We start from the raw sequence: 14,793 nt of genomic DNA, 5'->3' as shown, positions 1-14,793 counted from the left end.
CGCAGCGATCAGAAACCTGTTTGTTGAATAAAACTTGAGCTATCGGAGCAGTTGATCCGGCAATCCGGCAGGCTCACTGGTGACCCTGGCGCGATCAGGCCACGGCCTGTGATTTTGTGTTTATTCTCAGCTGTCCCCCGAAGGCCGTCCTGACCGTCGCCTCAGACCGGCCGCGCGCCAGGCTGCCGGCGCAATAGGAACTCTGGATAGGGTCGTGAGCACCGGGCGCATAACTGAACGTGTACCAGTCTGTTCGCGTATAAGGATGTAAATTCCGGAAGAAATGATGATTGCGCTGCCCAGCAGCGTCCCCAGGTCGGGAAACTCGCCGAACAGCAATGCGCCGAACGCCGTCGCCCACAGGATCTGGCTGTAATTCATCGGCGAGACAACCGCCGCTTCGCCGGAGCGGAACGCGGCAATCACGGTAAGAGAGGCTGCGAAGTTGAGGGCCGCGACGAGGGCAAAAAGCGCCAGATGGTCGAGGGGCACAGGTATATAAACAGACGGGAGTGCTGCGCCCGTGAGCACGAAAGCCGCCAGCATCGGATAGAGCAGCAGGACTGCGCTGCGCTCAACCTCTCCCACTTTCCGGCCTGCTACGGCCGCCAGCGCCCCGCCAAAGGCCGCGCCGAATGCCGCCAGGTGACCGGGACCCAGCCCGGCATCACCACCCGGACGCAGCACCACCAGAACGCCGGCAAATCCAACCAGAACCGCACCGAGACGCTGGATACCAAGGCGCTCGCCGAGGATCGGCACCGCAAGCAGCGTGATCATCAGCGGACCTGTAAAGAGAAGACTGTAGACCTGCGCCAGCGGAAGCACCGCAAAAGCATAGAACCCGCACAGCGAATTCACGAGATAGCCCACGACCCGAACGCCAACCCACAGCGGACGCCTTGCGCGCAGGCTCGCCTCGGTCGGGTCGCTCACAAGCATCACCAGAGCAACCGGAAAGCCGAAGAGCACAAGGAAAAACAGGGTCTGAATCGGTGCGTATGTCTGGCCAAGCACTTTCACGATGACATCATTGGTCGCGTAGATTGCAAAGCCGGCGAGGCCCAGCAGCGCACCTTTGAGGTTCGGGGTAAGTGTCGCCATTGGTGAACCTCATGCGTCTGATGAACATCAGACAGTGCTGCGTGCTGCGCCCGGCAGATCTTAACCTGCCCGCCGCTCAGCGCAGGCATTGCGCGGCAGGGCGGTTGCGTCAACGGTTTTGTCCCGATTGCGTGCACGTTGTGCGGGAAGGCCGCAGTTACGGGCGGGTTTACAGCGCCGCTGCCCGACCTGTCTCGCCACATCGGGTGATCCGGCCTTGTGACAGGCGGGTATCAGTGCATCAGGATCAGTCTGACCAAGAGGTGTCGGTCAGTTTCTTGTTTGCCGGGCTGAGCGTTTCTTCGATGTCAAATTCGGATGCGATCCAGTCAGCGATCCGACCCGTCTGTCGTTGTCCCTGATGGTGCCGCGACCAGGAGACGTAAAGCTTTTCACCGGATGGTACCGGGCTGGCCCAGATCTGCACCAGTCTTTTCGCGCGCAGATCGTCTGCGATCATGTAATCGGGTGCCATGGCGACCCCGTGTCCCCCGATGGCCGCCTCAAGTGCCAGAGCAGACCGGTCGAAATTGAGCAGCCTGTGGCTGGCACTGTGTCCTGTCGCTCCGATCAGCCGTTCCCATCTGAGATGCGCATCCTGAAGCAGGGGCAGCGTCAGCAGAGTGTCCGTCCCGAGGGGGCTTTCCGGTCGAGGAAAATCCGGACTGCACACGGCCACCAGGCGGATGTCGGTCAGAGGTCGCGAATTATGAGCGCGATCAGGGTCCGGTGAAGAGCCGGGCCAGATGGCGATCTCGTTGCGCCCAAGGCTGCGCGAGAGCATGCGCTCGTGGACTTCCGTCCGCAAAGAGATATCCGGAAACCTGGCGGCAAAGCGGTTCATCCGGGGCATCAGCCATTTGGATGCGGTCGATGAACCAAGGTGAAAGGTCACGCTGTCGTCCGCCTCAGCACTGCCTGCAAAGGCCGTTTCCAGAATAGCGAGGGCGTCATCTGCCGCCGCCTGCCACCGCTCCCCTTCGGTCGTAAGCGACACGCCGCGCGCCTGCCGGACCAGCAACGCCACGCCGAGGTCGGTTTCAAGCTGCCTGATCCGCTGGGAGACGGCTCCGCGTGAGATATTCAGCTCGTTCGCGGCGTGCCGGAGGTTGCCATGTCGCGCCACGATTGTGAAAACCCTCAGAGCATTGAGGTTAAGGTGCTTCATCATCGCGCTCCCGGCCGATAGTTTTTCTGAACGCTTGTGCAAAAGTCCTGCTTTGTCAAATACGTGCGGGCCGTTGATACTGGTGTTGCACCCGTTTAACTGACTGACCTGAGAAAAGAGATATGACGCAGATCATCCGCCCGGCCACGCCCGCTGACATTCCCCGAATGACTGATCTTCTGATGCTGGATGCGGCGGAGCGTCAGGCCGTCGACCCGGTGCTGTGGAAAATTGCCCGTGATGCGCCACAGCAGATCAAAACGGCCCTGACCGGTGCGCTGTCGGATGCGCAGCAGCCTTTCCGGCAAATCTGGCAGGTCGCGGAGTCCGGAGACAGGATCACAGGTGTGGCGCATTCCATGCTGCTGCCGGTACCGCCTGTTTATGTGGGTGCAAAGGGTGATCCCGGGCTGATCCTGCCGGACTGTTTCGTCGCCCCGGGTGCGTCGGAGGAGACGGCCGCAGCACTTGTTGATGCTGCGGAAAAGGCACTGCAGGAGGCCGGCGCAGAGATCATCCTGGCCTCTTTTGTGCCGGCAGGGGGCTGGCGGGATGTCTTTGAGGGGGCGGGCTATGACCCCCTGACACTCTATCTCTCAAGCACCGGTCTGACCGACACGGAGATGCCGCCTGGCGTCCGCTCCGCAACGCCGGCGGATGTCCCCGGTATCGTCAGCCGAAGCGCCGAAAACCGGCAGGTTCTGTCTGAGATCGACCCGTTCTGGGAAGTTCACCCTGAGGCGGATACAAGGTTTTCAGGCTGGATGACGCGCAGCCTGACTCTTTCCGACCGCGACATGATGGTGACGGGACCAGCCGAAATACCCGACGGCTATGTGATTGCGCAACCGGCGTCGCGGCTTCACTTTCCGCCCGCGCATGACACTGGCGCGACAGGCGTTATTGACGACTGGTACCATACCGGTCTCGCTGACGCTGCTCTGCCGGGCAGCGGAGGTGACGGCGCACTTGCACTCCTGCGCGCGGCTGAGGCGGCCTTTGCGCGCCGGGGCAGAGACGCTGCTTTTGTCGTCTGTCCGGCGGGGTGGTACTCAAGGCGTGTTCTGCTGGAGGACGCCGGATACCGGACCGCGATGATATGGTCAGCAAAACGCCGGAGGCCATAACGACGGGCGGATCGCTGCGCCCACGGCTGGTCGCGGCGGGCCGGTCGCCTCGGGCAATGGGCCCTTCCGGGCGTTTACAGTGCCGCGACGATTCATCGAACCGCTGAGCGATGCCGCACGATTTACTGTCCTTCGTGCTCCGGTCGGGCCGAATTTGCGGTGCTCCTGCCAAACCTGCTTGCCAGATCAGCAGCTTTGCCTGTTCACTGGAAGGGGCACGGAGGGTTCTGATGAGCGACGATATTTTATACGACAAACAGCATATTGATTTCCTTGAAGACATCTGGGGCGATGGCTTTCTCTCCCCTGGCGGCGCGGATGAAGTCGGGCGGGTTCTGACCGGCGTCGACGTGGCCGGCAAACACGTGCTGGATATCGGATCCGGCTCGGGAGCCTGTGCGGTCCTGCTGGCGCGCGACTACGGCGCGGCAAAGGTGACGGGAATAGACGTGGAGGATCCCGTCTGTGACGCTGCGCGGGCGCGTGTCGCGCGCGAGGTCCTGTCGGATAAAGTCGAAATCGTGAAAGTCAGCCCCGGCCCGTTTCCTTTCGGAGATGGCACATTTGATCTGGTTTTTTCGAAAGACTCGATCATCCACATCCCGGACAAAGCGGCACTGACCGCAGATGCCTTCCGCGTGCTGCGGCCCGGAGGCCGGTTTGCCGTATCGGACTGGCTGATCAGCCATGATGAAGCTCCCTCGCCGGAGATGGCGGACTACATCAGGGAGGAAGGGCTCGATTTTGCCATGGCATCGCCCTCGGCCTATGCCAAAGCGATGCAGGCGGCAGGGTTCACCGACGTCGAACTGGTCAACCGCAACCCCTGGTACAGCGGCGTTGCCCGCGAAGAACTGGCATGGCTCACAGGCGCGGAACGCGGCCGACTGAGTGAACGGCACGGGCAGGCTTTCATTGATCATCAGATCGCAATCTGGAGCAAGCTCGTGGGTGTCCTTGAGAGCGCAGAGCATTGCCCGCATCACATTCGCGGGCGCAAACCGGTGTGAGCCGGCCGGGCAGGGGCCGCCCGTGCAGGCCGGGCGGGGTCTGAGCTGGCGCCGGCCCTGACTGCGCAACCATTCTGCCAGGAGATCGGCACCTGTGGTCTGATTTTTGTGCTGTGTCGCCCGTGTGCGCGCCCGCACGGCCCGGAGTGCTGCCCTGGCGATTGAATATCCGTTCAATCGTGCCATACTGACGGCACTTCTTAAAAACAGCACCAGGTGCCTGCTCTGACGCGGCACGAGGAGATGACCACGTGACACCGAAAGCAGGCCACAACCGCGCAATCGACCATATGCTGGACGTCGATCAGAAGCACCATCTGCACCCCTGGGAGCATATGGGATCCTGGAAGGAAGGCGAGCGGTATGCATTCACCCGGGGCGACGGGATATACGTCTATGACGGCGCCGGGCGTCGCCTGATCGACGGGCCGGCGGGCATGTGGGCGGTGCAGATCGGCTATGGCCGCAAGGAAATGGCCGATGCCATTGCAGCCCAGGTAATGGAATTGCCCTATGCCTCGCCCTGGTCTTCGACCACCGCACCGGCTGCAGCACTTGCGGAAAAAGTTGCGGCCATGGCGCCCGAAAACCTCAACACTGTGATGTTCACCACCGGTGGCTCAACGGCGGTGGATACCGCGCTGCGCACGATGCAGTTCATGAACAACCGGCTCGGGCGGCCCGGGAAAAAGATTATCATCGCCCGGGAAAAGGGCTATCACGGGTCCACCTATCTTGCCGCAAGCGTGACGGGCAAAGAACGCGACAAAAGCTGTTTCGATTTTGAGGACCGGCTCGTGCGGTTTCTGCCGGACGTCAATCCTTACATCCGACCGGAGGGCATGTCTGAGGCGGCCTGGTGTGACGCCAAGGTCGATGACCTTGAACGCTTGATCGCCGATGTGGGCCCGGAGTACATCGGTGCCTTTATCGCCGAACCGGTGCTTTGTTCCGGCGGCGTGATCATCCCGCCCGAAGGCTATCACCGCCGCACGCTGGAGCTCTGCCGCAGGCACGATATCCTGTATATCTCAGACGAGGTCGTTACGGCGTTCGGACGTCTCGGGCACTGGTTTGCGTCTGAAGAGGTCTTCGGGATCGAGCCCGATATCATCACCTGCGCCAAGGGGATTACGTCGGGCTATCTGCCGCTGGGGGCCTGCATCATCTCCGACCGGGTGATGGAGCGCATGACAGGCGCCGATCACGATGTGCTCTTTCCCAACGGATATACCTATTCGGCGCATCCTGTGTGCTGTGCCGCTGCGCTGAAAAACATTGAAATCATCGAACGCGACGGGTTGCTGGAACACGTCCGGGCGATCGCGCCGCAGTTTCAGGAGCGGCTGACGGCGCTCGAGTCCTCGCCGATCATCGGGGACGCGCGCGGCATGGGGCTTCTGGGCTGCCTTGAGGGACTCATCGACGGCCGCAATACGCCGCTTGATGTGCAGCGCACGCTCGGGGCACGCCTCGACGAGGCCTGTGAGGCGCGCGGGCTGATTGTGCGGCCGCTCATTAACATGTGCGTCTTCTCACCGCCGCTGACGATCTCGCCTGAGCAGGTCGATCAGATGTTCGACATTCTGACCGATGCCATATCCGAGGTTGAAGAGGAGTTTGCCGAGACCTGAGCTTCAGCCATGTCGATATAGCTGGCGGTGATCACCCGGGTGCCGGCGTCCGTTTCCCAGCTCACACTGTCATTCTGGTGGATATAGGCCGTATCACCGGGCAGAAATTCATGCGCTTCCAGCCCGTCATGCAGGCTCAGACGGCCCTCCAGCACAGAGATCAGCATGTTTTCAGAGGCCTTCTTGCCAGGCTGCGTCGTTGCGCCAAAGCTCTGCACCTCGACGCGCATGGTACCTGCGGCGTTCAGAAAATCGGTGCGCGAAGCCGTCACATCCGCACCGTCGGGTGCAGAGAGGTCCGGCACGGTGATCCGTCTGAGCGAGGCATTCTCTGCATCGGGCACAGGCCCGTCGAGGATCATGAAAATCTTGTGCACCGGACCCGGCTGTTTCCACTGGCACATGAACCCTTTCGGGATCACGAAAGCATCACCTGCCCGGATATCAATCTCCCGCCCGTCGGGCAGCACCATCGACAGATCACCTTTGAGGAAAAGCATATATTCATCAACCGGATAGGGCATCATCTGATCGGTAAAGGCGGTGCAGTCCCAGACCCCGGCGAGATAGCCCTGCGCCTCGATCTCGTGATAGATGTGACCGCGCTGCACGGGCTCACCTGAGACGAGGCTCGCGTAGTTCATCTCCTCCCAGGTCTCGAGGCCGTCAGGCCCCTGCGGATCAAAACGGATGATTGTGGCGGTCTTCGTCATGGCGTTTCCTTTTCATGGCTTGCGTCTTCCCAGCACAGAAAAACGGTGTTGGTCAGGCGGCGGTACATCCGCAGGTGGCTTGAGGTTCCGGGGCGGGCGCGCGCGTCGATATGCGCATAGGCGGCATCAAGCGGGGCACGGTCACGAAACTGCATCACCGAAAAACAGGTCTGGGTATGAGCTTCATCGGTATCCATAGGCGTGTCGTTCACACGCCGCCCGAGAGGGCCGGCCCCGGCGATCATGCCGGCCGCGCGCAGATCCGCGAGAAAGACATCGTAGTCACCGGCAAAGGTGGCGAAATCTTCTCCGGGACGCAGATCAAAACTGGAGAGCATGTGTATCATCATCGTCCTCGGAGCGTGGTTCCGGCGGGCAGCAACCGGGGCATGGCCGACCTGTGCCCCGGGTCCGGAACGCAGTTTCTCACAGTCTGACCGCATATCTGCGGTGCGGAGAGAACATGAGGAACCGCAGCTGCCACAGGCTCAATCAGACCCGGGTGCCGGAGCAGGATTAAGCGCCTGCTGCACGCGCTTTATGTTCTGTTTACGCGCGCTGCAGCTGTCGCAGTCAGGGGCCTCCGCGATGGCTGTGGGCGGAGGTTCTGACAAGCCGGTGAGCGCATAAAAAGCGCCCGCCGCACCTAACGTGGACAGAAGAACCCCCGCTGTGATCCACCGGGCGCGCATTCTCAGGCCGCGCCGGTCTGCAGGAACTGCCGCAGCGGGTCGGGGCTGTCCGGGCGCCCGGCGCTTTCACGCTTCAGGAATTCAACTGCCACCACTTCATGTGCGGTAGCTATCCGGAGCGCGGCCAGGTCTTCGGGCGGGGCCATGGCCTCAAGCCGCTCAAATTCAGCAATATAGCCAGGGTAGGTCCGGTGCATCTCTCCGATGATCTTCTCCCAGTCGGTTGATGCCTCAGCGGCCTGCGCCCGGCCACTGGCCTCAAGCTTTTCCGTTGCGCGGGGCGTCAGGCCGTATTTCTCTACAAGCGGGCGCATAGCGGCGGCGGTATATGTCTCCACATCTGCCAGAAGCTGCATCTTTTCGCGCAGGCCCTCGTCAGCCATCCGCGCGGCAAGACCTGCAAAATAAGCTTCCCCCTCAACCTCTTCCTCGTAATACCGCAGCAGCGTTTCAAGGTATTCCGGTGAAGGCGTTGTGGATGAGGACGGCGCCACCAGACCCACGTCCACACGGTCGTGTCTGAGCGGCATGTCCTTATCTGTGACCTCTTCGAGTTCTCGCGCGTAGCGGTGCCCAGCATAGGTGGCACCGGCCACAATCGAGGGTGCATTGCAGTCCCCGATCCGCGTGAGCGTGAAGGGCAGGGCATCGGCATCGCCGTCCACCGTCGCGAGGATCTCGTGATAAAGCGCGTCATCGGGGCGGCGCTGGGTGACCATGACGACCGCGCTCACAGCGAGCTGTTTTTCCGCGCCGGTGAACTGACAGGAGAGCACTGCGTTCTGCCCGTCAAAGAAGGTGAGCGACTGCGAAAGCTCAAGATCAATCCCGAGTTTCATCAGATGGGTGCGAATCGTCCACCGCTCGGAGGTTTTGCCGGCCCATTCCGAGACCACTTCGGAGGGTGTGCACAGCGTGACCGCGAGCCCCGCCGCCTTCAGCTTTTCGGCGATCACACCGCCCATGTAATAGCCGTCCTCGTCATAGACGAGCGTCGGGCCATCCGGCAGCCGGCCATCCATGATGTCGTCGGCGGTGAGAATTTCCGGATCGCTTCCCGGGGCCACGACAGAGACATAGGTCTCACCGTCAAAGCGGTCTTTGCGCCAGCGCGCGCCGGTGGCCAGGGCCACGTGATCCGCGCCGAAATCGATAACGTCTCTGGCGGTCAGCGAGCTTTCGGCAAAGACCTCGACATTGGTCATCTTGTGAAACTGCTGGACGCGGTAATCGCGCACGCGGATGTATTCGTTCATGCCGGGCAGAGCGGCTTCGCGCGGCAGGCGGCCGCCCGGCTCGCGCCCGGCATCTGCCAGGGTGACCTTATAGCCGCGCCTGCCAAGCGCGCGCGTGGCTTCAAGACCCGCCGGACCGGCGCCCACCACGAGCACCGAAGCCTCAGAGCGTGCCGGGTTCATCTCTTCGGGATGCCAGCCTTTGCGCCACTCTTCTCCCATTGTCGGGTTCTGCGTGCAGCGGATGGCCACGCCGATGCTGTCGCCGGAATAGCAGACGTTGCAGCCGATGCATTCGCGGATGTCTTCGAAGCGGCCCTCTTCGATTTTCTTTGGCAGGAACGGATCTGCGATGGAGGGGCGTGCTGCGCCGATGAAATCAGTGATACCGCGCCGGATCTGGCTCACCATCGTATCGGGCGAGGTAAAGCGTCCGACGGTGACCACCGGCTTATCCGTCTGGCTTTTGACGAAGTCCATATAGGGCTCCAGAGCGGCCTCTTTGGTAAAGCGCGACACCCCCATCTCGACAAAATAACTGGCGATGTTGATGTCCCAGAGGTCAGGCAGGCCGGCAAGCATGCCGAACATATCGCGCCGCTCACCGTGGATGGGCACCCCGTCCTCGCCGATCTGTTCATCTGCGGAAAAGCGCACAGCGACTGCGCAGCGGTCGCCCACGGCCTCTTTGGTCTCTTCGATGAGTTCACGCACCAGCCGCACGCGGTTGGCGAGGCTGCCGCCATATTCGTCGCTGCGCGTGTTGGCTTTGGGGCTGAGGAAATTGGAGAGCAGATAGGTATGCGTGGCGTAAACGTAGACCACGTCAAATCCTGCCTCGCGCGCGCGCAGTGCGGCGCGGCGGTGCCAGCGGCGCAGATCGCGTATGTCCTGTTTGTCCATGGCGCGGGTCTGGAACGGGTGGCCCACAGCGTTGGGCATGCTGTCGAGATCCAGCGCGATCTCACGTGTCAGCATATTGGCCGTGCGCGCCCCGCCATACCACAGCTCCGCACCGGCCAGCGCCCCGTGTTCATGCACCTTGTCGGTCATCAGCGAATGCGCGCGCACGTCGCTGTCATCCCAGAGCGAGGCGGAGACATGGGTGAGATCGTCAGAGGAGGGGTGGATCGAGTTATATTCCGTGCAGACCACGCCCCAGCCGCCTTCGGCCTTAGTGGCGCGCAGATCGGCCAGCATACGGGGCCGCAGATAGCCCATGCCCGTGCAGTGCGGCACCTGATAGAACCGGTTTTTGGCTGTGACCGGGCCGATTTTCTGCGGCTGGAAAAGGATGTCGTAACGCGGGTCTCGGGACACTGGATGAGCCTCTGATCAGTTCGGGGACAGGTTGATGAGTTCGCGGCGGAAGGGCACGTTGCCCTCGTCAGGTGCGCCCAGTTCGCGGGCATAGCGGTGCCCGCTGTAGACGGCGGCAGCGATCGTCGAAGGGCCGAGCGCATCGCCTATGCGGGTCAGTGCCGGACGCGCGTGCCAGAGATCATCCACCGGGCGGCGCATGGTCACGAGCACGGCAGTCTCGCAGGAAATGCTGCGCGGCGCATCGGTGAAGACGCAGCCGATATCGGCCTCGCCTGCGCGGATCGCAGTGAGATTATGGGAGGTGATGATGCGGACCCCAAGTTCCAGCAACTGCTTCTGAATGGCGTGCTGATCAAGAGTGTTGTGCGTCCAGGAGGAGACCTCGCCGGCGGGGGTCACCAGCGTCACATCGCAGCCGTCGCGCCGGAGCTTTTCGGCAATCACGCCGCCCATGTAAAAATGATCGTCGTCAAACACCACAACCGGCCCCTCGGGTACCGTGCCCGTCATCACATCGTCGGGCGTCAGAACCTGCGCGCCGTCCGCGCAATCAATGCCCAGCGGGTTCTGCCGGCCGATCCCGTCCGCTGTCCAGCGCGCGCCTGTGGCGATTGCCACATGATCGGCGTCAAATTCGGCGATGGTATCGGGCGTCATGGCGCTCTCCGGAAAGAAATCCACATTGGCCATCTGGCTGATCTGATACGTCCGGTAGTCCGCAACACGGCCCCATTCCGCGAGGCCAGGCAGCTTTCGTTCGAGGGTCACACGGCCGCCGGCCTCACCGGCTTTATCGGCCAGCGTCACGTGATAGCCGCGTTGTCCCAGCGCGCGCGCGGCCTCAAGACCTGCGGGTCCGGCGCCGATGATCAGCACCGTTTCATCCGCCGTCCGCGGGGCGATCCGCTCGGGGTGCCATCCTTTACGCCATTCTTCGCCCATCGTCGGGTTCTGAGTGCAGCGGATCGGCGTGAAATGGTTGTCACCGGAGACACAGATATTGCACCCGATACACTCACGGATGTCCTCGATGCGGCCCTCTTCGATCTTCCTGGGCAGGAAGGGATCGGCAATCGAAGGCCGCGCCGCGCCAATCATATCGAGCCGACCCTTGTTGATCAGAGAAACCATCGCATCGGGCGAAGTATAGCGGCCGACACCGACGACGGGTTTGCTGGTGACCTCTTTGACGAAAGCCACGTAGTCATCCTGAAACCCCTGGGCCTTGAAGCGTGAGGTGGCGCTGTCATGTTCCCAGGCGCTGATGTTCACGTCCCAGAGGTCCGGCTCCTCGGCCAGCATTTCGATCAGATCGCGACCCTCGCCGGTGCTAGTGAACCCCAGATCCCCCATCAGTTCATCGACGGCAAAGCGCAGGGCGACGGCACAGGTGTCGCCCACGGCGTCTTTGGTATCCGCCAGTATTTCACGCAACAGCCGTGTGCGGTTTTCAAGCGATCCGCCGTACTCGTCCGAGCGCCGGTTGCGGTAGGGCGAGAGGAAGTGCGAAATCGTCGACAGCTGATGCCCGGCATAGACATAAACCAGATCAAAGCCCGCCTTTTTCGCGCGCAGCGCCGCATCGCGGTGCCAGCGGCGCAGATTGCGGATGTCCTCGTGGTCCATGGCGCGGGCCTGCACCGGGTCATGCAGCGCCACGGGCAGGTGCGATGGCGCCAGCGGCACGTCGCGGCTGTAGCGGTTGGCGGCCATCTGCCCTGCGTGATTGATCTCGGCGCCGGCGAGGCTGCCAAATTCGTGAATGCCCTCGCACATCTTCGCCAGCACCGGGATATCGCTGTCGTCCCAGAGCCGTCCGCCGGCCCATGGTGAGTGATCCCCTGAGGGGTGGATTTCAATCTCCTCGGTGCAGATCACAGCCCAGCCGCCCTCGGCCTTTGTGCGGCGCATCTCTGCCATCGACGACGGGAAACTGCGGCCCATGCCGTTGCAGTGCGGCACCTGATAAAAACGGTTGCGCGCGGTTACCGGGCCGATTTTCACCGGCTGAAAGAGCACATCATATCGCGGATCACGGGTCATGTCATTCAGCCGCCAGCCGGGGGAGTTCGCGTCGGAAGGGCACGCCGGTCGCAGGCGGTTCGCCAAACTCCCGTGCAAAACGGTGCCCGGCATAGACCGCGGCGGCAATGGTGCCGGGGGCCAGACAATCGCCGATACGGGTGACCTTTTCCGGTTGCATGCCTTCGGCGATCAGATCGTGATAAAGCGCGTCAGTCGGTGTCCGCATCGTCACCGGGATGAAAGTCCCGCAGGGCAGGGAAGTCACCTGGCCGGTATAGACGCATTCAAGATCAACCGCCCCGGCACCCGCACGAATGACGTTGTGCAGCGGGACGATCTTCACCCCGGTTTCCATGAGCCGGGTCTGGATCCGCTCCTGCTCCATGGTGTTGTGGGTCCAGTGCGAAACGTCCGCCGCCGGCGTGACATAGGTGACGTCATGGCCGTCAGCGCGCAGCTTCTCCGCGATGAGCCCGGCCATGTAATAATAATCATCGTCAAAAATGACGACCGGTCCTTCGGGCGTTTTGCCAGCGATAATGTCATCGGCGGTCATGACGCGGGCACCCTCACTGGCGGGAATACCCTGGCGGTTGCTGCGCCCGATGCCCGTGGCCGACCAGCGCGCGCCAGTGGCAATCACCACATGATCGGCCTCAAATTCCATGACCTGTGCTGCGGTCAGGTGGCTTTGCAGATAAAGATCCACCTGCGGCATCTGGCTGATCCGGTACGCGCGGTAATCGGCCACGCGCTTCCAGGCAGAGAGGCCGGGCAGAGTGGCTTCGCGCGCCACGCGGCCGCCCACGTGATCTGCGCCCTCGGACAGAGTCACCGCATGGCCGCGTTGTCCCAGGGCGCGTGCAGCCTCAAGCCCCGCAGGGCCCGCGCCCACGATGAGCACCGTTTCGCTGTTCGATTTGTCGGCGATGTACTCCGGGTGCCAGCCTCTGCGCCATTCCTCGCCCATGGTCGGGTTCTGGGTGCAGCGCATCGGGTGCGCCAGAAAATCCGCTGTCACGCAGATGTTGCAGCCAATGCACTCGCGGATGTCCTCCACCCGGCCCTCGTCGATCTTTTTGGGCAGGAACGGGTCGGCAATCGACGGGCGCGCCGCGCCGATAAGGTCCAGCACGCCCTTTTTCACCAGAGACACCATCGTGTCGGGCGAGGTGAAGCGCCCGACGCCCACTACCGGTTTGCTGGTCAGGCTTTTGACAAAGGAAATGTAGTCGGTCTGATACCCCTCTTCGGAAAACCGCGAGGTCTGGCTGTCATTCTCCCAGCCACTGACGTTCACGTCCCAGAGGTCGGGCAGTTCAGCCAGCATTTCGACAATCTCACGACCCTCACCGTCAGAGGCGATGCCATCTTTGCCCTTCATCTCGTCCACGGCGAGGCGGATCGCCACTGCGGTAGTGTCACCAATTGCCTCTTTGGTGTCCGTCAGCACCTCGCGCATCAGCCGCACCCGGTTTTCCAGCGAGCCGCCGTATTCATCGGTTCGGTCGTTGCGGGTGTGCGACAGGAAGTGCATCAGCGTTGTCATATCGTGGCCGGCATAGACATAGACAATGTCAAACCCTGCCTTTCTGGCGCGCAGGGCCGCATCTACATGCATTTTACGAAAGGCGCGGATATCGGCCTTGTCCATGGCGCGTGCCTGAACGGGCTCCGACAGATCGACGGGGCGCGCGGACGGGCCCATAGGGATCTCGCGGCTGTAGTTATTGGCAGCCCCGGCACCAAGATGGGCAGGCTCGATACCTGCCAGAGCACCGTGCGCATGGACCTTCTCGACCATACGGGCCAGAGCCGGAATATCGCTGTCGTCCCAGAGCCGTGCCTCAATCACACCGCTGAGCTCCGAGGTATGTGAAATCTCGGCCTCTTCGGTGTTTACCACGCCCCATCCGCCCTCGGCTTTGATGGCGCGCATCTCGGCCATCGACGACGGATACTGATGGCCCATGCCGTTGCAATGGGGCACCTGAAAAAACCGGTTCGGGGCCGTGACGGGCCCGATCTGTACCGGCTCAAAGAGGATGTCATACCGCGGATCTCTGCTCATTCAGGTGTCCCGGAGCACGGCGTTGTCCCGCCGGCAAAATGGGCAGGAAACACTGTCGCGAGATAGTCGCGAATTCTGTTTCTCGCATCTTCGCGGGTGAATTCGCCGGGATAGATCAAAATGTTGAGGCAAAAACCGTCAAAAAGCCCTTCAAGGGTCTCCGCAATGCTTTCGGCCTCCATGCCTTCGTAACTGCCCTGTTCGATGATTTCACGACACAGACGCGTGGAGGCCTGCCAGCGTTCTGTGTCGATCCCCGACATGATCTCGCGATAGGATTTGCGATACCCCGCCTCGCCGTAAAAGGCCGTCCAGACGGTCAGCTTTTTGTGGCTGCAGACCTTCGGATGAAACTCGGCGTCGACAATGGCCAGCAGCTTGCCGGCAGCCGTCGGCTTGTCCGTGATAACCGTTCTGCGCCACAGAGCACGGTGTTCTTCAGCCAGAAAGCGCAGGGTCTCCTCAAAGAGGTTTTCCTTGCTCTCAAAGTAAAAGTTGACGATGCCCAGCGAGAGACCCGCAAGGCCTGTCACGGTCGTCATCGTGGTGCCCGAAATGCCATATTTCGAGATCGACTCGATCGTGGCCTCAATCAGCTGCTGCCGCCGGACCTCGCGGGGGGCCGTGCGTCCGCTGCGCGCATTCGTTCTGCTGGCTTTTGTGGTTGCTTCCGGCGTTGCCACTTATCACT

General features: G+C 62.0%; 11 protein-coding genes. 3 read left to right on the top strand and 8 right to left on the bottom strand.

What is annotated here, in order from left to right:
• Window positions 1-126: 126 nt before the first annotated feature.
• Together G3256_RS12695 and G3256_RS12690 are read right to left on the bottom strand one after the other, a co-directional pair.
• A complete protein-coding gene (locus G3256_RS12695; protein ID WP_169641172.1) occupies window positions 127-1,104 on the bottom strand; it encodes a DMT family transporter in 978 nt (325 codons plus the stop codon).
• Window positions 1,105-1,351: 247 nt separating this feature from the next.
• A complete protein-coding gene (locus G3256_RS12690) occupies window positions 1,352-2,272 on the bottom strand; it encodes a LysR family transcriptional regulator (RefSeq protein ID WP_206040736.1) in 921 nt (306 codons plus the stop codon).
• A gap of 122 nt (window positions 2,273-2,394) precedes the next feature.
• Here G3256_RS12690 and G3256_RS12685 point away from each other — a divergent pair, with 122 nt between their 5' ends.
• The 3 genes from G3256_RS12685 (at window position 2,395) to G3256_RS12675 (ending at window position 6,043) form a co-directional block, all read left to right on the top strand.
• Window positions 2,395-3,399, top strand: coding sequence for a GNAT family N-acetyltransferase (locus tag G3256_RS12685; RefSeq protein ID WP_169641170.1), 1,005 nt, complete (start codon window positions 2,395-2,397; stop codon window positions 3,397-3,399).
• Window positions 3,400-3,629: 230 nt separating this feature from the next.
• Window positions 3,630-4,409, top strand: coding sequence for a methyltransferase domain-containing protein (locus tag G3256_RS12680; protein WP_169641169.1), 780 nt, complete (start codon window positions 3,630-3,632; stop codon window positions 4,407-4,409).
• A 290-nt stretch (window positions 4,410-4,699) separates the two neighbouring features.
• Complete coding sequence (locus G3256_RS12675; protein WP_169642435.1) at window positions 4,700-6,043, top strand: aminotransferase; 1,344 nt, start codon at window positions 4,700-4,702, stop codon at window positions 6,041-6,043.
• Here the strand turns inward: G3256_RS12675 and G3256_RS12670 are convergent.
• The 6 genes from G3256_RS12670 to G3256_RS12645 all read right to left on the bottom strand — a co-directional run bounded on the left by G3256_RS12670 (window position 5,980) and on the right by G3256_RS12645 (window position 14,785).
• Window positions 5,980-6,756 (bottom strand): cupin domain-containing protein, encoded by a 777-nt coding sequence (locus tag G3256_RS12670; RefSeq protein WP_169641168.1) that lies wholly within the window; start codon window positions 6,754-6,756, stop codon window positions 5,980-5,982. The two genes, G3256_RS12675 and G3256_RS12670, sit on opposite strands and share 64 nt — an antisense overlap.
• A complete protein-coding gene (locus G3256_RS12665; protein WP_169641167.1) occupies window positions 6,753-7,094 on the bottom strand; it encodes a hypothetical protein in 342 nt (113 codons plus the stop codon). The genes G3256_RS12670 and G3256_RS12665 overlap by 4 nt, the downstream gene beginning before the upstream one ends.
• A gap of 356 nt (window positions 7,095-7,450) precedes the next feature.
• Window positions 7,451-10,003, bottom strand: a complete 2,553-nt coding sequence (locus tag G3256_RS12660; RefSeq protein ID WP_169641166.1) for an oxidoreductase — start codon at window positions 10,001-10,003, stop codon at window positions 7,451-7,453.
• 15 nt (window positions 10,004-10,018) lie between these two features.
• A complete protein-coding gene (locus G3256_RS12655; protein WP_169641165.1) occupies window positions 10,019-12,049 on the bottom strand; it encodes an oxidoreductase in 2,031 nt (676 codons plus the stop codon).
• Between the two features lies 1 nt (window position 12,050).
• Window positions 12,051-14,102 (bottom strand): oxidoreductase, encoded by a 2,052-nt coding sequence (locus G3256_RS12650; RefSeq protein ID WP_169641164.1) that lies wholly within the window; start codon window positions 14,100-14,102, stop codon window positions 12,051-12,053.
• Window positions 14,099-14,785, bottom strand: coding sequence for a TetR family transcriptional regulator C-terminal domain-containing protein (locus tag G3256_RS12645; protein ID WP_246227595.1), 687 nt, complete (start codon window positions 14,783-14,785; stop codon window positions 14,099-14,101). The genes G3256_RS12650 and G3256_RS12645 overlap by 4 nt, the downstream gene beginning before the upstream one ends.
• Between the last annotated feature and the right edge of the window lie 8 nt (window positions 14,786-14,793).

It is taken from the genome of Roseobacter ponti (genome assembly GCF_012932215.1).
Taxonomy (GTDB): Bacteria; Pseudomonadota; Alphaproteobacteria; order Rhodobacterales; family Rhodobacteraceae; genus Roseobacter; species Roseobacter ponti.
The sequence above is the reverse complement of the archived record's forward strand: the minus strand, read 5'-3'. Positions and strand labels throughout refer to the sequence as shown.

Coding starts and splice junctions, on each gene's coding strand:
- G3256_RS12695 (WP_169641172.1), bottom strand. CDS start 1,104: ATGGCGACACTTACCCCGAACCTCAAAGGTGCGCTGCTGGGCCTCGCC.
- G3256_RS12690 (WP_206040736.1), bottom strand. CDS start 2,272: ATGAAGCACCTTAACCTCAATGCTCTGAGGGTTTTCACAATCGTGGCG.
- G3256_RS12685 (WP_169641170.1), top strand. CDS start 2,395: ATGACGCAGATCATCCGCCCGGCCACGCCCGCTGACATTCCCCGAATG.
- G3256_RS12680 (WP_169641169.1), top strand. CDS start 3,630: ATGAGCGACGATATTTTATACGACAAACAGCATATTGATTTCCTTGAA.
- G3256_RS12675 (WP_169642435.1), top strand. CDS start 4,700: ATGCTGGACGTCGATCAGAAGCACCATCTGCACCCCTGGGAGCATATG.
- G3256_RS12670 (WP_169641168.1), bottom strand. CDS start 6,756: ATGACGAAGACCGCCACAATCATCCGTTTTGATCCGCAGGGGCCTGAC.
- G3256_RS12665 (WP_169641167.1), bottom strand. CDS start 7,094: ATGCTCTCCAGTTTTGATCTGCGTCCCGGAGAAGATTTCGCCACCTTT.
- G3256_RS12655 (WP_169641165.1), bottom strand. CDS start 12,049: ATGACCCGTGATCCGCGATATGATGTGCTCTTTCAGCCGGTGAAAATC.
- G3256_RS12650 (WP_169641164.1), bottom strand. CDS start 14,102: ATGAGCAGAGATCCGCGGTATGACATCCTCTTTGAGCCGGTACAGATC.